A 22,116-nucleotide genomic window follows, 5' to 3' on the forward strand; every position below is an offset into this window, starting at 1 on the left:
ATGGATCCAAATAACTGTTGGTAATATGATTTTAAATTTTCAATTTCAATAAATTCCATTCAACAAGTCAGTAGATTTATTTCATATCCCTTATATTTCACTGTATTTTGGCTTATCTTTTCTTCCCAGGTTTTATTAGGATCTCTATCAAAGATAACCAACCAACCACGTTTTTCTCCTAATCCATCCAAATAATTTGATAACTGTTCGAAGCCTTCCTGTATGGTATTTTTATTGTACAAAAGCTTGATTTCTATGGGATAGTTTTTGTTTTTATATTGAACACAGAGATCCATACGACCTCTGGCATACGCATACTCTCTGGCTATATGACCTCCACCATTAATCACACGTTGTAAAAAAGCATTTAAAACTAAGTGAGGAGCCGCTTCTTTGTACAGATATTTATCTTCCCATATACCGGAGTTCAAACGCCAGAAGACCTGAAACTCTTTTAATAGTCCATTCATATCTATATGACCATCTTCTTTTATCCATTCATTTTTAACTTCTAATGAAAGATCATACTGTGTTTGATAATTTAAGGTTCTTATAATTATTTCTTTGTATATATTATTTGCCGGAACAAGGCCCAGTTCTTTATCCATACGAATTAAACCCAGATTCAAACAATACTGTGTATCTTCATGCAATATTTCTATATTTCCCTTACCACCGATAATAAGCGGTTGTATTACATTTATAACTCTTTGCTCCTGTAGTTTATCCAATAAACTATCAATATGAGTATCTCTGCGAAGTATAATATTCTGGATAGCTATATCAACCATATCAGCTTCTATGGTTTTTGAAACATCATTCTTGAGAATATCTTCTACAATTTCATTCGCTATTGCATTGACAAGCCAGGGTTGACCTCCGGTGTTTTCAAATATCTTTTGAACGAGGCTATCTGTAAATATTTGACCTGTATCTTCTGTATGTTGACTGTATAAATTATGAATTTCTTTAATTGTAAATTGATCTATTGTAAGATCTCTCTTGATAATATTAAAAGGGCTGGCGGTACCCAAAGTCTCTCTCTTTTCTCGAATTTGAAACTTAAAATCCCGTATATTTCTCATTCCTATTAAAGCAATACTATGTGGGAAGGGAATTTCATTTCGAGTAATATAACCATTTCTTAATTGTCTAATAAAACTAAGCAGAGTCTTATCGGAGAGGCAGTCTATCTCATCTATAAATAAAATCAAAGGCTTATCAAGCTTAGAACAAAAATCAGAAAGACTTTTTTTAATCAAAGTGGAATATTCTGATTTATCTAAATCTTTACCATAAAGATCTTTTTGGGGAATAGAAGAATAAGAAATTGAAAATTTTAAATTATGAAAAATTTCAGTTATACCCCTTTCCGGTTCTGTAAATACTTCAACCGATTCCAGGGAACAATACAAAGGATAGTAGTGGTCTTCTTTTCGTATTTTATTCACTAATTCCTGCACCAGTGTCGTTTTTCCGGTTTGTCTGGGTGAATGGATTATGAAATATTGTTTTTGCTCGATTAATTCTTCTACCTCCGGATGTCTTTCCACCATTGGTACCATGTAGTGGTCCTGATAATTACAGGGTCCGGCTACATTGAATAATCGTTTCTTTCGTCTCATAATAATACAAGGAAATAGATAAGATTTTTAAGAGTCAAGAAAGAAATAGACTAAAAAAGGATTCTTCTTACAAGAAAAAAGTATTAATCACCCGGAAAGGTTCTTATAAGAAAAACTGCTCTCTTTCATTAAACAAGAGAACAGTTTTTAAATCGAATAATTATTCGGTAATCACTAATTTCGGATAGGAAGTGCCAATACCTCCCCCACTAAAATAAGCTGTTACTCCCGATTCGCAGGCGCCGGTAATAGCATTATAATTCGCTGTGGGTATAGTGCTCATATTATTTACAAGAAAACTGGAGTTTTGAAGAGTCAGCTCTGTTGCACCCGGTAATTTTGCTTCTCCATTAAAAAAAGCCGGAAACACAATTTGATTACCTCCAACAGCAACAGAAACACCCAAACAATTATCCGTACTATTTTCAGAAGACAGGGTAGTATAAGCAATTAGCTCAGCAGAACTATACTTATAGGATTTTGCAGCCGCAGGAACAGAAAAAATTTTAGGAAAGTCTGCAACTTTCGAATGTCCCCTGCTAAGCATTACAAATTCGGGTGCATTGCTGGCAGGAATATCCCAGCTAACTTCAACACCCGCAGCACGGGAAACGGTAACGCTGACATTCTCTACTAAAGCAACACCTCCTAATTTTATATTAGAAATAGAATTTGGATAGGTAACTGTTTTATCAATAGAAAAGGAATTATCTTTAGCTATAATTTTAATACGAAGGGTATCACCACCTGTAGCTTTGAGATAGCTTCTCGTATTCTGATCATAATAACCCGGAATATTAGTACTTGCTGTATTATTATAACCGGCAAAACCGGAAATTACACCTGGAAATAAATCAGTTCCATAGTTTAGAGTTGTTTCCGGTTTATCTTTGAAGGTAATTTTAACATCTGCCTCTCCATAGGGCACTAAGACTTTAGCTGTTGTATCATACTTATAAATGGTTATAACTGTCATACCATCGCTTAAAATTCCTCCGAGCAAAATGTTCTTAGTAGTTTCGTAAGTAGGATCACCGGAAAAAATAGCCGATATAGGAACCAATCCCTGGGAATCAGCACTGGCAATCACCGTTCCACCTACAGGTGCTTCAAAGGTTATACTTGCCGCCGCTGTAGTGGTAAGTTGGATAATATACTCTCCTGCTTCCGAAACAGTACAGCTAAGAGTTACTTTTGTTGCTCCCGGTGAAGAAGTAACCTCTGCACAACCTGTAACCGGCGAACCATCTTTTTTAAACATATTCAGTTTAATGATAGCTTGAGAACTTACCTGCCGAATTAATGCTGAAGTATTGGAAAGACTTATCGTTTGTTCTACCTTAGTATTTGCCTCTACTTTTACTTGCCTGCCTACAGGTGTATTTGCCGGAATCTTGGCTGAACCGGAGGAAGTCGTGGAAGATTCAACAACAGCACCGGTAGCAGTAGTCGTTGTAACCACTGGAGAAGCTGCATTTTGTTGATTTAAGGACATCAAAGCCAGTGCATAAAGGCCTGTTTTATCTTCCTTCTCTTTTTTACAGGCTATTAACAATACTGAGAAAGTATAAATTAATAAAATGAAACGAATTGTTTTTATCATACGAATCTCCTGAAGAAATAATTATTATCCTTTTGTAATTATTTCTTCTTTCAGGATTGTATCAGCCTTTCGAGCTTTTGTAAACTATCAGTTCAGATAGTTTTTAAACATCTAAGGTTAATTTCAGCTATCAAGGGCAGTTCTATACGATTGTCAAATTTTAAGGTATATCCCGGTGAAGAACCGGTATTTAGCGAGGATCTAATTTACGTAAAGCTTACACACGAAAGACAAATAGGTAATCAAACCTATCCATCCGGCTCAAGCATTGTTATGAACTATAGCTATGAACCAGTTTCCCATAGTTTGTAACAGGCTACACCGAGCTATTCTAAAAAGGTTAAACACTGATTATACGGATATTTTAAAAACCCTCGATGAGGCTGTATGTTAGACCGTCAAATAACTGACAGAATTCGCATTTAGAAAACCATTTTTTCCATGAGCAACCTCTATTTTACTATGGACAAAAAGTATTAGGATATATGATATGACCGATACTTACTGTTTTATAAACAAATGGATGGAAGTCATGAAAAAGTATTTTGCAGAATTAATTGGTACATTTTGGTTGGTGCTTGGAGGATGCGGAAGTGCCGTTTTAGCAGCAGCTTTCCCTAATGTAGGAATCGGTCTTTTAGGAGTCTCTTTTGCTTTCGGTCTTACCGTATTAACTATGGCTTATGCAATAGGCCATATTTCCGGCTGCCACTTAAACCCGGCCATTACAATAGGACTAACATTAGCAGGAAGAGCTGATAAAAAAGATTTGTTTCCTTATATCCTTGCACAGGTTATAGGAGGAATCCTGGGAGCTGCCATACTCTACCTGATAGCAAGCGGTGCATCCGGTTTCAATCTTTCAGCAGGTTTTGCCAGTAACGGATTTGGAGAACACTCACCCGGTCAGTATTCCTTAGTAGCCGGATTCATTGTCGAGTTAGTTATGACAGCCGTATTTCTTTTTGTAATTATGGGAGCAACTGACGAGCGGGCACCCGCAGGTTTCGCACCAATAGCCATAGGACTTTGTTTGACACTCATTCACCTGATAAGCATCCCGGTAACAAATACCTCGGTTAATCCGGCAAGGTCTACCGCTATGGCAGTATTTGTAGGTGGATGGGCAGTATCCCAACTCTGGTTATTCTGGTTAGCACCTATCATCGGGGGAGTAATCGGTTCCCTGACATACAAATTTATTGCAAGCAAAGACTGATAAAGTTATATAGTGTAAAGTAATAATTACACTATAATTAAATCATAAGCTTTATTAGTTATATTCTATTTCCCTACTATAGTTTTATCACTTGCTCTTTTATTTATGCGATTCATTCTATCCAAGTCTGATTTGCTTTTCCCTGAACCGGAGGATTTTTACGCTGAGCCAGGCTGAAGTGAACCCTCCGACTCAGAGAAAATAGAAGAGTAAGCTTGAATCCTATAAAACCCACTACTTGTAGTGAGTAGCGAAGCGTATCAAACTACGGTCCGGATACACAACATACATAGAAGAAATTGTACTTAGTGTAGTATATACTTATTATAAAATCAATATTTAAAAGCATTTGGTTCTTATCCTCTTTGGTATTTTTTCCTATAGAATTCAATTCTGATAAAAGAAATTCATCAATATTATTATATTTAGCTATTGGATTTGAATTAACTGGTTTAACGGGCAATCTTAATTCTTCGATATCAATAAATCCTTTAGGATCATAATTGTGCTCAAGCACCGCGTTTTCTTTCACGAAGTAAGTGTGGTTATCTTCCACCTCATCTCTGTATTCCTGTTCTACCGACAGTACCTCCATGGAGTTACCATCTGCAAGGACGGAACGGTCGCCGGGCCTTATGTCTGGAAGCTATCTCCAAAACTATCCATAGCTTTGTCCAAAAAGCTTCTATCATCCTTGCCTTCAAACCTTGTTGTATCGTGAGCTTCATCTTTTTTGCCGGCTTTCAGGGTAGTGCTAAACCGCCACCCTGGGGAAACCTTATAATGAATAAGCTTCCTCGAACACTGTGCTTCGATACAGGCTGTCGCCTTACTCAACAACCATGTCCGAAGTGCCGGGCTAAAGCCCTCAGAGACGTTTCCCTCTCATCTGCTAATTTAGCATATTCTTCATTACTTTTTAACTCCGCGTCTGTTTTGAAGCCTTTTCCTTTTGCATTATTTATACTGGCTTCTTTTAAATTCTTACCCGCTTCCTTAATTTTCCCATCCTTAATTTCGTTTCCAAATTCATCCAGACTGTATCGTTCTTTAACCACAATATCTTCTATCTTCCTCCGTTCCTCCTCTTCTCTTCGTAATATTTCCTCAGCTTCCTTTACCTTCTGCCGGTTTTCGTCCAGCATGGTATCGGTAGTTCTCTCCAGGTCGTCTATGCTCTTGATAAGTCCAACCTGATCATCTTTTTTCTTTCCATCTCCAAATAAACCATCTGCATCAAAGTCATAAGAAAAACCGTTTTTCTCACTATAGGTGCTTGTGAGCTTCGCTCCTCCATAGTTTGCAGTAGCCTTAGAGCTGAAGCCTTCTTTCTCGCTATAGCTCGTCCTATTACTCTGTCCGTTTATATTGGTCTCAATAGCAAATCGACCTCCTCCTTTCTTTAGTCCAACCGGCTGAAGCCTTCCTGCTGAGTTATAATCGCTTAGATACTACAAAAAATAGCAAAATACTTGACTACTATAAAGTAGAAAATAGAATTTGGTTAGAGGGAGGGATTTATGAGTTTCTTTAATTTTGTATCAAAAGAAGAACAGCTTTATCTGGAAAGCAAAGATAACAGAAAAATGCTGACTTCCGAGTGGAATAAAAAAGGTGTAAGCAATTATGGAAAATTAACCACCCATGAATACTATATCCTTTTTAATGATACTAACGCTCTGAAAAGGAAACTCAACTATTTTGAAATCATTATTTTATCTATGTGTGATAAAACTGAAGCAGAAAAACTTATGAAAATTCACAGCACTATGAGTGAAGATGAGTTAATTGTAAGCATTCGAGATACAGCCAGAAGAGTTTTAAAGGAATTTTCAAGTGCTGATTAAAGAAAAGGTTCCGGGCTTTCTCGTATTTGGCTTCAATCGCTTCAAACCAGTATCTATATCAGAACTGAGGAACCGAGCAAGTAGAACAGATGCAAGCTATTTGTATTATGAATCTAAATTAATAGATTCACTTGCTGAAAAAGATTTTAATTTACAACTTTTTACTGAAATAGAACAGAAAGCAAAAAATATGTATGAATTAGAAATCGGTTATACTACAAAACCTGATTTTAATAGAACTATGTTCCACTCCTTTGAGCATATTGTTATTCAAAAATCTGATGATATTGTTAAAGCATATCAATCAGCTTACCACTTTAACAAACATTTGAATTATTGCAATGAACGTTTTTTTAATTTAATGAAGCAATCTGCTATCGAATACATTAGAAACGAAATAATTAACTGATTTTCATTTGAAAGCCTGGAAGCTATCTCCAAAGCCATCCATAGCTTTGTCCAAAAAGCTTCTATCATCCTTGCCTTCAAACCTTGTTGTATTCTGAGCTGCATCTTTTTTGCCGGCTTTCTGGGTAGCGCTAAACCGCCACCCTGGGGAAACCTTATAATAAATAAGCTTTCTCGGACACTGTGCTTCGATACAGGCTGTCGCCTTACTCAGCAACCCTGCCCGAAGTGTCGGGCTAAAGCCCTCCTGCTTCCATCATCCGAATCCATCCGTGGTTGCTTGATGTTCCGATTCTTCCGTATTATAGAAAAAAAACCTGCCCTAAAAATTTAAAAAGGCATCTGTAGCTTTCCATCACAATACATATCTTTTATAATATAAGCTTCCGGCGGAAGCATATCTTCTAACCTGCATACAGAATTTCCAGAATATTTAATATTTATGTATAGCTTTTTATGATAGTATGAACCTTGAGCTTGACCCTAAAAATTGGACAGGAAATTAAAAAAGTTGTAAGAAAAAGTCCGATTTTTATTCCCTGTAAGGATAGGATTAAAGATTTTTTAGAAAGGTGTATTCATAAAACACCTAGTTCTAAGCCTTGACAGATAGCCATACTTTAAAACAAAGTGGAAATAATAGAATTTCCCGGAGAGGCATTTATGAGTGATTTAAATCTGGACTACGACTATGTGATTATTGGAAGCGGTTTCGGTGGTTCTGTCTCCGCACACAGACTAACAGAAAAAGGCTACAAAGTTTTAGTAATCGAAAAAGGAAAACGTCTAGAAGGTAAGGACTTTCCTAAAACCAACTGGAACCTCAAACGCTGGCTCTGGCTCCCTCAGCTTAAATTCCACGGCCTTTTTAAAATGACTTTTTTCCGTCATATTTCCATCCTTTCCGGTGTAGGAGTCGGTGGTGGTTCCCTGGTCTATGCCAACACCCTGCCGGTACCCAAGTCCAAATTCTTCGAATCGGGCTCCTGGGCCGGCCTTGCAGACTGGCAAAAAGAACTCATGCCCTTTTATAACACAGCTCTCACTATGCTGGGAGCTTCCAAAAATCCGAGACTGGAAGCCGGAGATTTAGCCTTGCAGGAACTGGCAAAAAATATTGGTAAAGAAGATCATTTTGAACCTACACATGTAGCTGTTTTCTTCGGAGAACCTAATAAAACGGTTCCCGATCCTTATTTTGGTGGTAAGGGTCCGGAAAGAACCGGTTGTAACTTCTGCGGAGGTTGCATGATAGGTTGCCAGCATAATTCCAAAAATACGCTCGATAAAAACTACCTTTACTTTGCCGAAAAAAATGGAGCCACCATCCAGCCGGAATCCGAAGTCTATGATGTTTTACCTCTCGATGGGAATAAGGGAGAGACAGGTTACAAAATCAAATGGAGAAACTCCACATCTTCTTCCGGAAAAAAAGGAGAAGTTACAGCTAAAGGAGTTATTTTTGCCGGTGGAGTTTTAGGAACTGTTGATCTACTTTTACGCTTAAAAACCACATCACTACCAAATATCTCTGATATGATAGGAGGGAACATTCGCACGAACTCGGAAAGCATCATACCAATTACAACCTATGATAAAAGTAAAGAGTTCTGGAAAGGTGTGGCCATCGGTTCTATTCTGCACACAGATGAAAACAGTCACTTAGAACCTGTACGTTACTCAAAAGGTTCCGGTTTTTGGAGACTTCTACTTCTACCCATGGTCGATGGAAGCAATATGCTTATTCGTTTCTTCCAACTCTTCATCAACCTTATCAAACACCCGATTCGAAATTTTAAAATTATTTTTACAGACGACTGGTCTAAACGCACTTCTGTAATGCTTTTCATGCAAACACTGGATAGTACCCTTCGCTTTAAGCGGGGACTATTCGGTATGAAATCCACTATGGAGAAGGGAAAAAAGCCTTCTGCATTCATTCCTGAAGCTATTACTCTTTTTAAAAAATATGCTGAGATTATAAAGGGAATGCCCTTTGCCCTGGTAAATGAAGCAATACTGGGTATCCCGAGTACCGCCCACATTTTAGGAGGAGCCGTCATGGGAAAAGATGCTTCCGAAGGAGTGATAAACAGCGAAAATAGAGTATTCGGTTACGAAAATATGCTCGTTTGTGATGGTTCCATGATATCAGCGAACATTGGGGTGAATCCTTCTCTCTCGATCACTGCCATAAGCGAAAGAGCTATGAGTAAAATTCCCCCAAAGTCATAAACCCATTCAAGGATTATTTGCCGGGTTAGCCGGCATAGAAGGTGCCGATGGTGCGGAAGAGCCACCCGCACCGGGTCCCATCATTTTACTGAGTGCCGGCAATGCAGGCCTGCTAAATGTTCCTTTAATTTCAATACAATCCGTTTTATTTTGCATCTTATAAAGTTGCAGAAAACTTTCTACGTGTGGCCTTTCATTAGCAAAGGATTTTGTGAGTCTGGGACAGAGGCTCAAGTCCAAATTAGAATTGTTAAAATCTTTATTCAATACAATCCTGCCGTTCAGCTTTATACTCGCAATACTCGTACTGAATAAAATATTACTCAAAGAAATGCTTCCCTTGTTGAACTGCAATTCTCCGGAAATATTTTTTATCTTTACTCCGCTTAAATCACTATCTATTTCTGCAATAAAAGGAGATTTTACAATAGAACCTCCGATTACATCGATATTGGTTGTCCCCTGTAACTTTAAAAGGTCTCCTTCCAAGACATTACTCAACTTCCCTTTTAATAAGACATTCCTGAGTAAAAATTCAATACTGGAATTTTCAAAATTAAAAGAAATCAAGTCAAGCGTTCCATCAAATTTACCTGAGACAAGATTTATCAAAGAAGCGTTCAACTCTAATTTCTCAGTTTTTAAATTAACAGTAGAAGGAGTTTGAATCACGAGACTATCTACACTTCGAGAACCAAAATAAGAAAAATTTAGCTTTTTAAAATCAATAATCACACCGCTTGGTGCAGTCGCTCTGGCAATAAAATATCTTCCCAATTCTTCAAACGGAAAAATGTAAATAAAGAATATTACAAAAGAAATAAAACCTATAAACCAGAGTATTAGTTTTTCCTTAAGGCTTAACTTAGTGCTTTCGACCTCATCAAAGCCTTCGTCTCCGGCAAAGCCATCTTCAATTTCTAAAAATTCTTCCAGTTCCCTATCATCTTCTTCCGGAAGTAATTCTTCATTATCTAACATATTATTTTCCTATCATACTATACGAAGAAAGTTTAATATTTACATCATAGATCTCTTTCCCGGCCAGAGGTTTTCTAAATGTAAAATATTCTACCTTGCTATTTACCTGCTTGTTTACTTCAATATCATATAGAAGCTTAAACACATTATTGAGTTTTACGGATCGCAGGTTAATATCTACAGTTATTTTATTATATCTTTTTAAGATAACCGTTTTGGAATCCCTCATACTAAATAATTGCTCCATTAAGGCATGTCTTCTAAGTAATTCTTCCATCTTAGAAATAATCTGTTGTGAAGTCTGAGCCTGACCGGATTTCAAGGATTTATAGTAATGATAATCTTTAATCAACTTGTCCAGCTCAAGATACTGAGTTCTTGTTTCAGAAACCCTCTCAGAAAGATCAGTTCGAATTTTTTTTACCTTAGTAAAGACTAAAAATCCAATGAGCAGTAATACAACTAAAACTCCACCCAGAATAAATAGTCGTTCTCTTTCGTCAAATTTTTCCAGCATTATTTTTCCTTCACTTCCGGTAATTCCAACTTCACTTTAAAACTAACCTTATATTTATCCACTCCGTGAATCAAGCGCTTATTCGAAACTTCTACACCACTAAATTTTCTGGACTTTTTTAACCTGGCTTCTAATATTCCCAGATCATTAAACTCATGGACTCTACCAAAAATCTGCACATCTTTTCCCGAATATACAAAGTTATCGAGCATGAAATCGAAAGAACCTTTGTCGGGAAAATTATTATTTATATCCATGATCAGGTCTAAAACATTTTCTCTGCTCAAAAACAACCTGACAATCTCTGATTTTTTCTTTTCGGCCCGAACAGCATTATTGGCGGCTGTTATTACATCCTGAGAACCCTTATATTTCGTTTCAAAGCCTTTCTCATATTTTTGAATCAGACTTGCTTCGTTGGTTTTTATTTTCTTTTTATCAATAATAATCCCAATAATAAAAACTGTGAGATAAAGAATCGAAGCTAAACCCAGAAGAATAACATGAGGTCGAAATCGCTCCAGGTTAAACCGATTCAAATTTACTTTCTTGGAAAGTTCGGAGTCTAAAAATTCAACCTTCTCTCCGGCTTTAAACCTGTACTGATAACTGGCTCCAATACAGGTAGCATATAATGGATCTGTAATATGTACAGGAGTTGTATAACGTGCAATTTTTATGGATAGCTCTTTTCCGAAATATTCTTCAATTCCTGTAAATAAGGAACTACCGCCGCTCAAGTAAAGAACTGTAGGTTGGAAATCCTGCTTTAATGTATGAAAGCTTCTTAGAACTTCAAAGATAATAGAGTCGTATAAGGAAATAATAATCTTCCGAATTTCCTCCACATCTTCTTTTTTTAGATTAAATTGCCGTAAAAAACGGGGTTCAACTTCTGTTCCTTCCGGAATAAAGCCCAGACTTAATTTTATTTCTTCTGCTTCAGAATAACTTACCTCAAGATAACGGGCAATCTCGGTAGTAATCGTATCTCCACCAAGATTAAAATACCTCGAATGAAGAAGTTTGCCGGATTGTATAACATTAAATATACTAATCTTCCCACCCATATCAAGTTGAGCCACATTCATCTCATCAATATTTATATGATGTTGCTTTATTATAGCAGCCAGAGAATACAGATCCGTATAAACTGACTTTAGCTGCGTGTCAGTCCGTTTTAACGGCAAAACGGTTTGAACTATATCATTATGATGACTGGAAAAAGTAACAAGACTTGTATTGTCTTCCTCCTTTTTCCAGATTGAACCTTTCACACTGACCGTTTCAATCGGATAAGGAAGTAAGCTTTCTACTGCAAAAGGAAGAGCCTGCCATACTGCATTTTCTTTCTCGAGCGGGATTACAATATCACGGATAATTACCTTATCTGTTGGTAAATTTAATATAAAATTTTTCTCTTCCGGAAAAAAACTCTGTATAAAACGAACCAGGTTATATTCATATTCATCCTCACCTGTGATATCGACAAGAGGAAGCATTTCTGTTCTAAGAATGCTGATAGTTCCAAAAGAATCACTTACCAGCATTCCTTTAATATGAGTCGTTCCGTAATCAATCACCAAATATTGTTGATTTAGCATATTCAATCCTCAGAATAATAAAGCACCTTATTATTGGTCAGGTCAAAAAGACAGGAGACCTTTCTCATCACATTATTTCCCACTATACCGACTCCCGTAATACTATATATATCCCCACGGGTTTTGATTCGTCCTGCGGACACCGCTGTATTTTCCCCGACCAATTCTTTATATAGAGTAAAACCACCGGAAGTTTTAATCTGGAATTCGGGCAGTTTTTCCAGTTCATCCACATTTTTAATATATCCACCCTTTTCCAGTTTCAACTTTAAAAGTTTCATAGCTGCCTGCTTGGTCATAAACTCCGAAAGAGAAATCAGGACATAATAGGGTGCTGCATTGATATTGATCCTTTCATCCAGTTGATCGTTATAAGGCAAAAAAGCTGTAATATTATTACTCAAAACAAAATCAGAATCGGTAATTAAAACCTTTTCCTCATCTGTAGAAAAATCATCTGAATGGGTTTCATTCCAATCCTTAGGTTTCAAGGAACCGTACACTAAATCTCTGTCAAATCCTTTCACAGAAGTCAATTCCGATAGAGAATACAGGGGGGCATTTTTTACTTTTCTGGGAGGTTTTAAACCGCTATAATAAAAAATTTCAGCTCCTCCCCCCATTTCTTCTGAATTTTTATCCAGCCAGTCTATCAGGGGAAATATCTTTTCCGGGGGAATAGACAACTGCTCAAAAAGTCGAGATAGAATTTCCTGGGTTCTGAGATTGGGTAGATCATCGTGTTCCCGAACGAGAGTATTTATATTAATTTTACCATCTTCCGGAGACATTTTATAATAAATCGTCCCTCCACCCATCTGAATAGGAGGAGGATTAAAGGCTATTCCCGATTGGTACAGGTATTCTTCCGGAATCTTTTTCAAGGCTCCGAGTCCTCCCTGCATTCCGGCTATAGCCAGAGAAAAGGCACGAAACCCATCCGCACCTGCACGAGCTATTTTCAATTCGGTCATGCATTTATTTGCAAAATCATTGGCTGTAAGAAAAGAAGAAGTTGTTATTGCCATAACCAGCATTACAACCATAGCGCCTTTACGGCGACTATTTAAAATAGAGACCCGGAAACGCGAGTGCTTCATATCTTACCTCCTGCTTTCCAATAATTGCAATAACTTCAATCCTGATTAATTTGGGCACTTTATTCATCTGAGTCGAATCCCAGGAATCGACCCAGCTCTCTCCAGTACCTGAATACTTCAACTGAAAACTGGATACATGATCCAGAAGTATATGCTCTACTCCCCCCCGATAAGGATCCTTATCCACCATTTCATCTTCTCGGCGAATCAGGTAATAGTAGATTCCGTCTTCCCCCATTTTTTTCAAATAAAAAGAAACTTCCCGGATGGCAGGCATTCCCGCCTCTTCAGCACCGGCGTGGTGAGCCGCAAAAGTCACATAGTCCCGCCTTTCTCCGGGACTTCCATCTCCCTTTCCTTTGAAAATAATCCTTTTGTGACCGGGGATATAAAAGGTTTGAGCAAAAGTTTTACGCACATGCTCTACTGCAAAAAGTAAGCTCTTCCTATCGGTTCCACCCGTCGGGCGCACATTTTTTGTAATTTTTAAAGATGTATAATAAGCACCAAAAATCCCGGTAAATAAAACCCCGAGTATCATAATTACAACAGCCAGCTCAACCAGGTTGGTTCCAGTTCTAAAAGTCCTTTTCAACATCCACCCCGGTTTAAAAATCCACTGATTTAAAAGTCTGCACTACATAGCTTCTCTCTGCATTTCCATCGGGGTAGGTAATTTTTACCGTTATTTTAAAAACCTTAATTTCTCCCGCTTCTTTCGCCTGACTTAAATCCTTTCCTTTTCGTTTTGCCAGCTCACTGAGTTTAGAATCCTTATCATTGCTCAGCTCCTGGGGTCTACCGGCTACTTTGTCTCCTCCCCCACCGGCAAGTTCAAGTAAATTTAAATTTTCTTCCTTGATCTCTGTTAGGAATTTGTACCCCCGAAAACCGGGAACATCTCCTTCCGTACTACCGGATTCCATCTTGGAACTGGCATCAATCTGGGACATTTTTATCCGGGCTAATAAAACTGCATTAGAGATATTCGTAGCCTTTCTTTGCATACTCAGACCATTCGTAATTAAAGAATAAGTCCAAACCATTGCTGAAGCTGCAATAGCCAGGGCGATAGCCGCTTCAATCAGGGAAAAGCCTTTTCGAATTCTTCTACTCTTCATAACCTTCCAAGTCATTAGACGTATTCTGTTCCGACTGTGCCCCGGAAGTCCTATCTTCTTCTCCATTTTTAATTTCGATCCTGCCGTTATATCGGAAAAGCTGTACAGTCTTCGATACATTCGAACCATTACCCAGATGAATATTATAATCTTCGGCAATTCCTGTATGGGTAAAAGGAATCGAAAAAAAACCGGTCTCGTGTTTTATTCCCCGGATATCGGTAATACTCATAAACTTTGTATTAATTGGCATTCCGGATTCGAGAATCACTTTCTTTTCTAATCCTTTCTCGGTTCTCTGGATTCGAATAGCCTTATATTTGTTATTCTCAAAATCTATAGTCAGAACAACGGTTTGATTGCTTAATATAGCGGTCTGATAACAAAAAAAAAGGGCTGCTTTTAATTTTTCGGAAGTATTACTCACGGAAGGAATAATAAGATTCATCAAACTGGAAACTGTCATGCTTATGAGTAAGCCAAGTATACTTACCACAACAATGATTTCAACCAGGGTAAGTCCTCTTCTATGTTTTGGCTTCATAATTAAATTTCCGGGATGCAAGCGAACCTTCGATGGTTCGCTTACGTGAAAGAATAATTCCCAACTTTTTTTCTGGGAATATAATTCCTCCCGATAAATGGAAATACTAAGACTACTGGCCTTTTTTTCTAAAAGCTTTGGGGTAAGTGTCAGGAGCATTAATATTAAAATCCTGATTTTTACCGGTTCCTCCATCTGCTTTATCTTTTCCGAGAGTCCAAATTTCGGGATCACCTGAGTCCTGGTTCATTTTCAGTTTATAGGGAGTTCCCCAGGGATCTAAAACAGCAGAACGGTTTTTTATAATAGGCTTATAGTCCTCCGGTACATCACCCACAGAAGGCTTCTCAACAAGGGCTGAAAGACCCTGCTCTTCGGATGGATATTTACCGTAAGCAGCAGCGTATCTTTCAAGGTGCATCATAAGCTCGTTTGCATCCTTTCTGAGTTTCAATGAAGCTGTATCATCCTTGAGTTGTCCCGGGTTAATGTTTAAAGCCACGAGGGCAATAATTGCTCCTAAAATAAGAACCACCACGGATAACTCCACCAGAGTTAAACCCCTACGAATCTTTCTTCTTAATTTACCTGTAATCATAAAACCTAATCCTCCTTATAAGTTTTGAATTTCTTTGGTCAGCTTGTACATAGGCGTCATGATAGCAGCCATAATCGTGAATATCAGGCCACCCATTAAAACTATCATGATAGGCTCAAGACTCTGAGTCAAAGATTTTATTGCATTATTCACTTCTTTGTCAAAGATCTCCGCAAGCTTATTCATCATTTCCGGCACTGTATCCGAAGCCTCACCGGCTGATAACATACCCAATACCATAGGTGTCAATATAGTAGACTCCATGAAAGAGTCAGATAGCTTGCCACCTTCTTTGATTTTTTCAATAGCTGAATTAATTTCTTTCTGGAAAATATAATTATTCACAATACGGGAAACTATTTGTAATGAAGTAATCAAGGGCACCCGGTTAGTCAGAAGTACACCCATATTTCGAGCAAAACTACTGATAAGAACTTTCCGAGAAAGGGTTCCAAAAATGGGAATTTGCAAAACAAAATTATCCCACTTCTTTTTTCCCTCTTCTGAATTTTTAAACCGGATAAATAAATAGGTAGAAGCCACAATCACGAGGATCATAAGCCACCAGTAATTCACCAGGGCATTGGATATCCAGATTACGATAAGGGTAATTAAGGGTAGCTTGGCATCAAACTGCACAAAAAGCTCCTGTATCTGGGGAATCACCACTGTCAAAAGAAAGATGGTTACAAATAAAGAAAGACCCGCCATGATAAAAGGATAAATCATGGCTACCTGCACCTTCGATTTCAAATCTTCTGAGGCTTCTTCCAATTCTGCTAATCGTATCAGGGTTGCTTCGTAATTACCGGTTTTTTCTCCCACTGATACTAAAGAGGGATACTGTTGGGGAAATATCTCCGGGTGCCTGGCCATTGAACCGGATAAGGATTCTCCTTCCGTGATGGAGGTTCGAATTTCAATCAGTACTTTTTTAAAATATTGATTCTCCGTTTGTTCTATGATATTTGCCAGAGAACGATCTAAAGGAATTCCTGCTCCCAGCAGGGTTCCGAGTTGCTGAGTGAACAATCCCACTTCTTTTCTGGGAATGCGATACAAGAGTTTGGTTAAAAAAGGAAAAAGCTCCCGTTCCTGCTTTTCCTTATCTTCTTTTATCACCCGAACATAAAGCCCCTTGGCTTTCAATTTGTTTCGAGCAGCCTGGATATTATTAGCATCTATAATTCCATGCTCTTCTTTTCCCTTTTTATTAAAGGCTATGTATGTAAATAAGGCCATTTAGCTCACCACACGTAATACTTCATCGAGAGTGCTGACTCCCTCGATTGCTTTTCGAATACCATACTTCTTGAGATTGGTCATTCCACCGGCAAGGGAAATCCGATTCAATTCTCCGGCATCGGCTCCCCGCAAAATCCCATTTTTAATTTCGTTATTCATTATTAGGAGTTCATAAATACCAATCCGTCCCTTATAGCCAGTACCCATACAATTAGAACACCCCTTCCCTCTGAATAAATTCCCATCTATCAGGTCTGAGATTTTGAGATTCACCGATTCCAGCTCTTTTTCAGAAGGCTTATATGGAGTCTTGCATTCCGGACAGATTCTTCGAACCAGCCTCTGGGCTAAAAAGCCAAGAACAGTTGAGGTTATCAGGTAGGGTTCAATTCCCATGTCAATAAGCCTTGTGGCGGCACTGGCAGCGTCGTTTGTGTGAAGGGTTGAGAACACAAGGTGCCCGGTAAGAGAAGCCTGAATCGCAATTCTTGCTGTTTCTTCATCGCGAATCTCCCCTACCATCACCACATCCGGGTCCTGACGTAAAATGGCCCGAAGACCGATGGCAAAGGTCATCCCGATTTTCTCCTGCATCTGCATCTGGGAAATCCCTTCTATCTGGTATTCTACCGGGTCTTCACAGGTAATAATATTTCTTTCCGGGGTATTCAATTCAGTAAGGGAAGAATAAAGAGTTGTAGATTTACCGGAACCGGTAGGCCCTGTAACCAGAATAATTCCATAAGGTTGATAGATTATTTTCCGAATTTGCGTCATCAATTCTTCGGTAAAACCAAGAGTCTCAAGAGAATACTTCTGGTCGGTCTTATTCAAAAGCCTCATTACTACCCGTTCGCCGAACTGGCAGGGAATCGTAGAAACCCGGATATCAATGTCCTTTCCGGCCAGCTTGAGTTTTATCCGACCATCCTGAGGCAGACGATTTTCTGCAATGTTCAGGTTGGACATAATCTTAATCCGGGAAACAATCCCTGCATGAAAGGACTTGGGAGGACTTAAAACCTTATGTAAAATACCATCTACCCGGTAACGCACCACCAGGGATTTTTCATAGGCCTCAATATGGATATCAGATGCCCTCTCCGTAACGGCCTGGGAAAGAATTACATTCACCATTTTGATGATAGGGGCTTCATTGCTCAAATCCAGAGATTCATCAACATCAGCAAAATCGCTGAGTTCCCCCTCTGCCATCTCATCCATCATTTCTTTGGCATCAGAAGTTGTTTTATCAAAGTGAGAGTGAATCAGTCTTGTAATTTCGGTTTCAGGAGATAAGACAAATTTAACCTTATGTCCTTTGAGAAACATTTTCACATCGTCAAGAGGATGCAGATCGGTGGGATCATTTATTGCAATATGAACAGTTCCATTTTCGGAGTAAAAAGGAACCATACGGGATTTTTGAACCAGTTTATAAGGAATTTTACTATAGACTTCTTCATTCGGAGTAAATTCCAGCTTCTCCATAAAATCCATATTATGGAGCTTCGCAAGCCCCTTCATAACATCGATTTCTCCAGCATAGCCTTTCTTCTGTATAATCTGGCTGAGCGAAAGATTACTTTTTTCCTGAACTTTTAAAGAATCAGTCAGTTCTTTCTGGGTAATAATCCCATCTTCAACCAGGACTTCTCCTAAAGTTCGTTTCATCGAATTTTCTTCTCCCTATCCAGAGATTCTCTATCCTGTTCCCGCTTCTTCTTGTAGGTAATTCTATCAGCGGTTTCGCGGTTATCAAGGATATGCGGAGTTAAAAAAAGCATAAGGTTAGTTTTCTTCACCTGGGTTGTTGTTCTTCTAAACATATTCCCTATCATAGGAATATCACCTAAGAGAGGAATCTTGGTAATACTCTTCTGCTTATCCTTAGAAATAAGCCCTCCGATTACCACCGTCTGAGTATTATCAACTGTAATGGTAGTTTTAATATTTCGTTTATTGAAAGTTGGGTTTCCTCCCTGGGAAGGAAGACCGGCAATACTTTTTACTTCCTGATCCAGTTCGAGAGTAATCTTATTATTCTTATTCACATGAGGAGTAAACACAAGCTTGATCCCTGTAGGTCTATACTCAAAGTTATCCACCGTTACAGCGTTACTTCCTCCCAGACCCGCATTTCGTCTCTGGGTTCTAACCGGAACATCCTGCCCTACGTTGATCTCGGCTTTCTGGTTGTCGAGAGTCAAAACCTGTGGTGCTGAGAGGACATTAAAGTTTTCATTGGTAGCATTCGCATTGATGATCCCGATAAGCTCGGGTCTTCCCGGTTTCAAAAAGCCAAGAGAAAATCCGGAAAGTGTATTCACCTGCGTAGGTCTACCCTTACTATCAAAAATATTACCTTCCGAGGCCAATCCGGAGTTAAATTGTCCGTACACCTCATTTCTGTAACGCCAGTCTATACCGAAGTTGTTGAGGTCATTGGAGATAAGTTCTACAATTAGAACTTCGAGGAGAACCTGTTTACGGGGAAGATCCAGGATTTTAATAATTTTCTTAATTTCTTTCCACTCCTCATTAGTAGCCATCACAATCAAAGAATTGGAATCCTCATGAGCAACCGCTTGAATTTTATCTTTTCTTTTCGGTTGATTATTTGGCTGCTTTTCACCGGGAGACTCAATAGTAGGCATATCTAATTTAACCAGTACTTTTTCGAGTTTGTCCGCCTGATTATATTCAAGAGTATAAATATGTACCCCACCGGCAGAACTTACAGCTCCCGGCCCATCGGTTTTTCTATCCAGTTTATTGATTAATTGTAAGAGTTTGTTAATGTCACCGGAAATACCTGACAACACAATCGTATTGGAATCTTTATATACGATTACATCGGTATCAGGAGAAGTAACCCGCTTCAAAATGGGCTCTAAATCTGTTGCTGTCGCGTCATAAATGGGTATAATCTGGGTTACGGTAAGATCTCTACCTGCTGAACTGGGAGGAATCAGGTCTCTTCCAAAACGCACTACTGAAGAACGATGCAGGGCTTCTTTTAGCTTTACTACTTTAATCAGGTTGTCTTCTTCTATAATTCCATAGCCTTGAGTTTCCAATACGGACTTTAAAAAAGAAAAGGAATCTTTTACCGGGATAGGCTCCTGCGAAAGAATCGTAATCTTCTTTCCTTTCATGGCTTCATCTATCAGGATATTCTTCCCTACTATAGCTCCCATACCTTTTAAAAAATCTTTTAATTCCGTATCTCTCCAATCCGCTGTAAAAACAGACTGACCTCCTCTTCGGGAAACTTTCCCGGCAGATGCCTTTCTTCTCTGCGTTCTCTCGGATACCTTCTTCTTATCATCTTTAGGTTCAGAAGCAATGTCACCAATTACTCCAACAAAAATGAGTAAAAAAAATAAAAATAACCTGATTCTTCTTTTTCTCTGCATTGGCCTTTCCAGTTACTCTCGAACAGTAAATTCGTACGTAATTATTTTTCCTTTTCGCTCTAAATCTATTACAATTTTCGGTGCTGTCTTTATAGAATTATATATTTCAAACATTTTTCCGGTATCGTTCAAAGGCATACCGTTTACTCGCTTCACCAAATCTCCACTCCTTGCACCAAAAGAATAGAAAAGGTTCTTTTTTCCCACCCGAAATAGCTGATAACCATCCATTTTTCCATTCACAAGGTTGGGACCGAATTGAGCATCCTTATAGATTTCGGTCTGATCCTGCAAATTTTTAATAATATCCTGTCTTGAAATCAAGCGTTTTACAAACTCTGAACTTTCCATACTCTCATTGGCTGAAACTGCATCTTTATGGTCTTCGAGATACTTTTTCCGGGCATCTCCGACGGTTTGCCCCACGTCTACCCTGAGAGCCACTCCTCCCCTATCTAAAACCACATAGTGCTGAAAAATTCCTTTTACCAGGTAACCAAAGACATTATCACCCAATGCAAACTCTTCTGCTTCTGTTTCACCTTTTACTTTTATTGCAACCCTGGCAAAAGAATAACTTCCGGCCACACAGCCATTTACATACATATCATCCGCACCGGCTTCCCCTTCCTCGTTTAAGGAAGCAACCTGCTTCTTCTCTTCCGCATTTTTATCATTCTTTTCTTCTTCTGTAATGATTTTTCCACGGATTAAATCTCCTTCTACCATACTTTCATATTCATTGACAGGTTTAAAGCTCCTGTTAGTTTCTGTAGTATTTACTTTAACAGGCACAGCTAAAGCTTTAGAAGCCGGAGGGTTAAATATAAGAATAATAATAGAACGACCTAAAAAGGCTAAGGCTAAAGAAAAAAGTAAAATAAGAGGTAATAAACTAAGAAAAGAATTTTTTTGAATTTTTAAGAGAATCGCATTCATAATTTCACCCGGTGTGTTTCAGTCTCCTTTATTTGAGCTTCCGAATCAATCTATCACTTACGGAATTAGACTCAAGAAAAAAAGAGACTGCTTTATTTTTGCACCGGGGAAACCTTTAAGACTTTTTTTTGGTAGCTCTCTTTCCAGAGAACTTTCTTACAACTACGTGAACCTTATTCAGCGCTCGTTTTGGATTAATGTAACGTCCTCTGTAACGAACTTCAAAATGAAGGTGTGCACCGGTTGCAGTCCCTGTACGACCTACAGAACCCACTACAGTTCCCATCTTTACATGTTGTCCGAGTTTAACAGTCGTAGTAGCACAATGGGCGTAATGAGTTTCATAACCACCCTTATGTCGAATACGAATGGTATTGCCGTATCCTCCATTTCTTCCCAGGAAGACGACAACTCCGTCGGCCGCAGCAATTACGGGAGTTCCAACAGCGGCCGATATATCAACCCCTGAATGGTAGTTACGTCTGGAATTATTAAATGGGTCTTTTCTGTATCCAAAGCTGGATGTATATCTTCCATTAACTACTGGCTTTGCAAAAACACGGTATTTGATGATTTCTTTACCGGGGCTGGCTGCTACCATTTTTCCACCCGGAACTTTTAGGATTGAACCAGTTCTAATGATGTGACCTTTAATCCCATTAGCTCTACGAAGGGAGTTAACCGAAACATGATACTTTTTTGAAATTTGATTGAGAGTGTCACGTTTCTTTACCTGGTAGAGACGGTATCCGGAAGAACGCTTGGTAGGCTCAATAATCTTGGTAGATATAATTCTTTTTACAGGTATCGTCGATGGGAGCCGAATGTTAGAAGAAGTTTTTGAATAACCACCACTTCTTGACTCGTGTTGCTTAACATCAACATCCTGAGAAAACAACCTGTCTATCTGCGATTGCTCTCCTCCATCATAGTACTGATACGTATCCGATTTGATATAGTCTTTTAATTCTTTTTCAAACGAATCAAACGGACTTGCGAAGGAGAACGATGTAAATACAACTGTTATCAAAACGATAAACAGTACTAACCAGTGAATAATCATGCCTATGTGATTATCACTCAAACTAGACGTTTAAGTCAAGATAATTAT

At 38.5% G+C, this 22,116-nt stretch carries 22 protein-coding genes; 4 read left to right on the top strand and 18 right to left on the bottom strand.

The window, feature by feature from the left end; genetic code table 11:
- Positions 1-59 precede the first annotated feature (59 nt).
- Entirely contained in the window at positions 60-1,625 is a 1,566-nt protein-coding gene (locus tag H7A25_22765; GenBank protein ID MCP5502739.1) for an AAA-like domain-containing protein, read from the bottom strand.
- Between the two features lie 160 nt (positions 1,626-1,785).
- Complete coding sequence (locus tag H7A25_22770) at positions 1,786-3,228, bottom strand: hypothetical protein (GenBank protein MCP5502740.1); 1,443 nt, start codon at positions 3,226-3,228, stop codon at positions 1,786-1,788.
- A 532-nt stretch (positions 3,229-3,760) separates the two neighbouring features.
- Between H7A25_22770 and aqpZ the strand changes: the two genes are divergently transcribed.
- Positions 3,761-4,447 carry an aquaporin Z gene (gene aqpZ / locus H7A25_22775; GenBank protein ID MCP5502741.1) on the top strand — a complete coding sequence of 229 codons (687 nt, stop codon included), beginning with the start codon at positions 3,761-3,763 and terminating at the stop codon, positions 4,445-4,447.
- 265 nt (positions 4,448-4,712) lie between these two features.
- Here the strand turns inward: aqpZ and H7A25_22780 are convergent, their stop codons facing one another.
- From H7A25_22780 to H7A25_22790, 3 genes are read right to left on the bottom strand one after another with little or no spacing between them, the layout of a single operon-like run.
- Entirely contained in the window at positions 4,713-5,042 is a 330-nt protein-coding gene (locus H7A25_22780; GenBank protein ID MCP5502742.1) for a hypothetical protein, read from the bottom strand.
- A 38-nt stretch (positions 5,043-5,080) separates the two neighbouring features.
- On the bottom strand, positions 5,081-5,284 hold the full coding sequence (locus tag H7A25_22785; GenBank protein MCP5502743.1) for a hypothetical protein: 204 nt from the start codon (positions 5,282-5,284) through the stop codon (positions 5,081-5,083).
- The gene (locus tag H7A25_22790; protein MCP5502744.1) at positions 5,281-5,592 is read right to left on the bottom strand and encodes a hypothetical protein; all 312 of its coding nucleotides are present in this window, start codon (positions 5,590-5,592) and stop codon (positions 5,281-5,283) included. The genes H7A25_22785 and H7A25_22790 overlap by 4 nt, the downstream gene beginning before the upstream one ends.
- A gap of 375 nt (positions 5,593-5,967) precedes the next feature.
- Between H7A25_22790 and H7A25_22795 the strand changes: the two genes are divergently transcribed.
- From H7A25_22795 to H7A25_22805, 3 genes are all read left to right on the top strand, one after another.
- Positions 5,968-6,294, top strand: a complete 327-nt coding sequence (locus tag H7A25_22795; GenBank protein MCP5502745.1) for a hypothetical protein — start codon at positions 5,968-5,970, stop codon at positions 6,292-6,294.
- The gene (locus H7A25_22800; GenBank protein MCP5502746.1) at positions 6,284-6,703 is read left to right on the top strand and encodes a hypothetical protein; all 420 of its coding nucleotides are present in this window, start codon (positions 6,284-6,286) and stop codon (positions 6,701-6,703) included. Before H7A25_22795 ends, H7A25_22800 begins: the two co-directional genes overlap by 11 nt.
- A gap of 662 nt (positions 6,704-7,365) precedes the next feature.
- Positions 7,366-8,937, top strand: a complete 1,572-nt coding sequence (locus tag H7A25_22805) for a GMC family oxidoreductase (protein MCP5502747.1) — start codon at positions 7,366-7,368, stop codon at positions 8,935-8,937.
- Positions 8,938-8,943: 6 nt separating this feature from the next.
- Here H7A25_22805 and gspN read toward each other — a convergent pair whose 3' ends face one another.
- From gspN to H7A25_22870, 13 genes are all read right to left on the bottom strand, one after another.
- Positions 8,944-9,918 carry a type II secretion system protein GspN gene (gene gspN, locus H7A25_22810; protein MCP5502748.1) on the bottom strand — a complete coding sequence of 325 codons (975 nt, stop codon included), beginning with the start codon at positions 9,916-9,918 and terminating at the stop codon, positions 8,944-8,946.
- Position 9,919: 1 nt separating this feature from the next.
- Complete coding sequence (locus tag H7A25_22815) at positions 9,920-10,435, bottom strand: hypothetical protein (GenBank protein MCP5502749.1); 516 nt, start codon at positions 10,433-10,435, stop codon at positions 9,920-9,922.
- A complete protein-coding gene (gene pilM, locus H7A25_22820) occupies positions 10,435-12,039 on the bottom strand; it encodes a pilus assembly protein PilM (GenBank protein ID MCP5502750.1) in 1,605 nt (534 codons plus the stop codon). Before pilM ends, H7A25_22815 begins: the two co-directional genes overlap by 1 nt.
- A 2-nt stretch (positions 12,040-12,041) precedes the next feature.
- Entirely contained in the window at positions 12,042-13,085 is a 1,044-nt protein-coding gene (locus H7A25_22825; GenBank protein MCP5502751.1) for a general secretion pathway protein GspK, read from the bottom strand.
- A 16-nt stretch (positions 13,086-13,101) separates the two neighbouring features.
- A complete protein-coding gene (locus tag H7A25_22830; protein MCP5502752.1) occupies positions 13,102-13,737 on the bottom strand; it encodes a prepilin-type cleavage/methylation domain-containing protein in 636 nt (211 codons plus the stop codon).
- A 10-nt stretch (positions 13,738-13,747) separates the two neighbouring features.
- Complete coding sequence (locus H7A25_22835; GenBank protein ID MCP5502753.1) at positions 13,748-14,260, bottom strand: prepilin-type N-terminal cleavage/methylation domain-containing protein; 513 nt, start codon at positions 14,258-14,260, stop codon at positions 13,748-13,750.
- The gene (locus H7A25_22840; protein MCP5502754.1) at positions 14,250-14,963 is read right to left on the bottom strand and encodes a prepilin-type N-terminal cleavage/methylation domain-containing protein; all 714 of its coding nucleotides are present in this window, start codon (positions 14,961-14,963) and stop codon (positions 14,250-14,252) included. Before H7A25_22840 ends, H7A25_22835 begins: the two co-directional genes overlap by 11 nt.
- The gene (locus H7A25_22845) at positions 14,917-15,402 is read right to left on the bottom strand and encodes a type II secretion system protein GspG (GenBank protein MCP5502755.1); all 486 of its coding nucleotides are present in this window, start codon (positions 15,400-15,402) and stop codon (positions 14,917-14,919) included. The genes H7A25_22840 and H7A25_22845 overlap by 47 nt, the downstream gene beginning before the upstream one ends.
- A 15-nt stretch (positions 15,403-15,417) precedes the next feature.
- Positions 15,418-16,644: a type II secretion system F family protein gene (locus tag H7A25_22850; protein MCP5502756.1), complete on the bottom strand. Its 1,227-nt coding sequence runs from the start codon at positions 16,642-16,644 to the stop codon at positions 15,418-15,420.
- Positions 16,645-18,321: a type II secretion system ATPase GspE gene (gspE, locus tag H7A25_22855; GenBank protein ID MCP5502757.1), complete on the bottom strand. Its 1,677-nt coding sequence runs from the start codon at positions 18,319-18,321 to the stop codon at positions 16,645-16,647. It abuts the gene before it with no gap.
- The gene (locus H7A25_22860) at positions 18,318-20,066 is read right to left on the bottom strand and encodes a type II secretion system protein GspD (protein ID MCP5502758.1); all 1,749 of its coding nucleotides are present in this window, start codon (positions 20,064-20,066) and stop codon (positions 18,318-18,320) included. The genes gspE and H7A25_22860 overlap by 4 nt, the downstream gene beginning before the upstream one ends.
- A 12-nt stretch (positions 20,067-20,078) precedes the next feature.
- Positions 20,079-21,005, bottom strand: a complete 927-nt coding sequence (locus H7A25_22865; protein MCP5502759.1) for a general secretion pathway protein GspC — start codon at positions 21,003-21,005, stop codon at positions 20,079-20,081.
- 115 nt (positions 21,006-21,120) lie between these two features.
- A complete protein-coding gene (locus H7A25_22870; GenBank protein ID MCP5502760.1) occupies positions 21,121-22,089 on the bottom strand; it encodes a peptidoglycan DD-metalloendopeptidase family protein in 969 nt (322 codons plus the stop codon).
- Positions 22,090-22,116: the final 27 nt, after the last annotated feature.

It is taken from the genome of Leptospiraceae bacterium (assembly GCA_024233835.1).
GTDB lineage: Bacteria > Spirochaetota > Leptospiria > Leptospirales > Leptospiraceae > JACKPC01.

What these genes read in the sequence shown, in the direction of transcription:
- gspE (MCP5502757.1), bottom strand. Translation starts at nt 18,321, where the DNA reads ATGAAACGAACTTTAGGAGAAGTCCTGGTTGAAGATGGGATTATTACC.
- H7A25_22825 (MCP5502751.1), bottom strand. Translation starts at nt 13,085, where the DNA reads ATGGTTGTAATGCTGGTTATGGCAATAACAACTTCTTCTTTTCTTACA.
- H7A25_22845 (MCP5502755.1), bottom strand. Translation starts at nt 15,402, where the DNA reads ATGATTACAGGTAAATTAAGAAGAAAGATTCGTAGGGGTTTAACTCTG.
- gspN (MCP5502748.1), bottom strand. Translation starts at nt 9,918, where the DNA reads ATGTTAGATAATGAAGAATTACTTCCGGAAGAAGATGATAGGGAACTG.
- H7A25_22860 (MCP5502758.1), bottom strand. Translation starts at nt 20,066, where the DNA reads ATGCAGAGAAAAAGAAGAATCAGGTTATTTTTATTTTTTTTACTCATT.
- H7A25_22850 (MCP5502756.1), bottom strand. Translation starts at nt 16,644, where the DNA reads ATGGCCTTATTTACATACATAGCCTTTAATAAAAAGGGAAAAGAAGAG.
- H7A25_22790 (MCP5502744.1), bottom strand. Translation starts at nt 5,592, where the DNA reads ATGCTGGACGAAAACCGGCAGAAGGTAAAGGAAGCTGAGGAAATATTA.
- aqpZ (MCP5502741.1), top strand. Translation starts at nt 3,761, where the DNA reads ATGAAAAAGTATTTTGCAGAATTAATTGGTACATTTTGGTTGGTGCTT.
- H7A25_22830 (MCP5502752.1), bottom strand. Translation starts at nt 13,737, where the DNA reads ATGTTGAAAAGGACTTTTAGAACTGGAACCAACCTGGTTGAGCTGGCT.
- H7A25_22805 (MCP5502747.1), top strand. Translation starts at nt 7,366, where the DNA reads ATGAGTGATTTAAATCTGGACTACGACTATGTGATTATTGGAAGCGGT.
- H7A25_22770 (MCP5502740.1), bottom strand. Translation starts at nt 3,228, where the DNA reads ATGATAAAAACAATTCGTTTCATTTTATTAATTTATACTTTCTCAGTA.
- H7A25_22815 (MCP5502749.1), bottom strand. Translation starts at nt 10,435, where the DNA reads ATGCTGGAAAAATTTGACGAAAGAGAACGACTATTTATTCTGGGTGGA.
- H7A25_22865 (MCP5502759.1), bottom strand. Translation starts at nt 21,005, where the DNA reads ATGAATGCGATTCTCTTAAAAATTCAAAAAAATTCTTTTCTTAGTTTA.
- H7A25_22780 (MCP5502742.1), bottom strand. Translation starts at nt 5,042, where the DNA reads ATGGAGGTACTGTCGGTAGAACAGGAATACAGAGATGAGGTGGAAGAT.
- H7A25_22835 (MCP5502753.1), bottom strand. Translation starts at nt 14,260, where the DNA reads ATGAAGAGTAGAAGAATTCGAAAAGGCTTTTCCCTGATTGAAGCGGCT.
- pilM (MCP5502750.1), bottom strand. Translation starts at nt 12,039, where the DNA reads ATGCTAAATCAACAATATTTGGTGATTGATTACGGAACGACTCATATT.
- H7A25_22840 (MCP5502754.1), bottom strand. Translation starts at nt 14,963, where the DNA reads ATGCTCCTGACACTTACCCCAAAGCTTTTAGAAAAAAAGGCCAGTAGT.
- H7A25_22765 (MCP5502739.1), bottom strand. Translation starts at nt 1,625, where the DNA reads ATGAGACGAAAGAAACGATTATTCAATGTAGCCGGACCCTGTAATTAT.
- H7A25_22795 (MCP5502745.1), top strand. Translation starts at nt 5,968, where the DNA reads ATGAGTTTCTTTAATTTTGTATCAAAAGAAGAACAGCTTTATCTGGAA.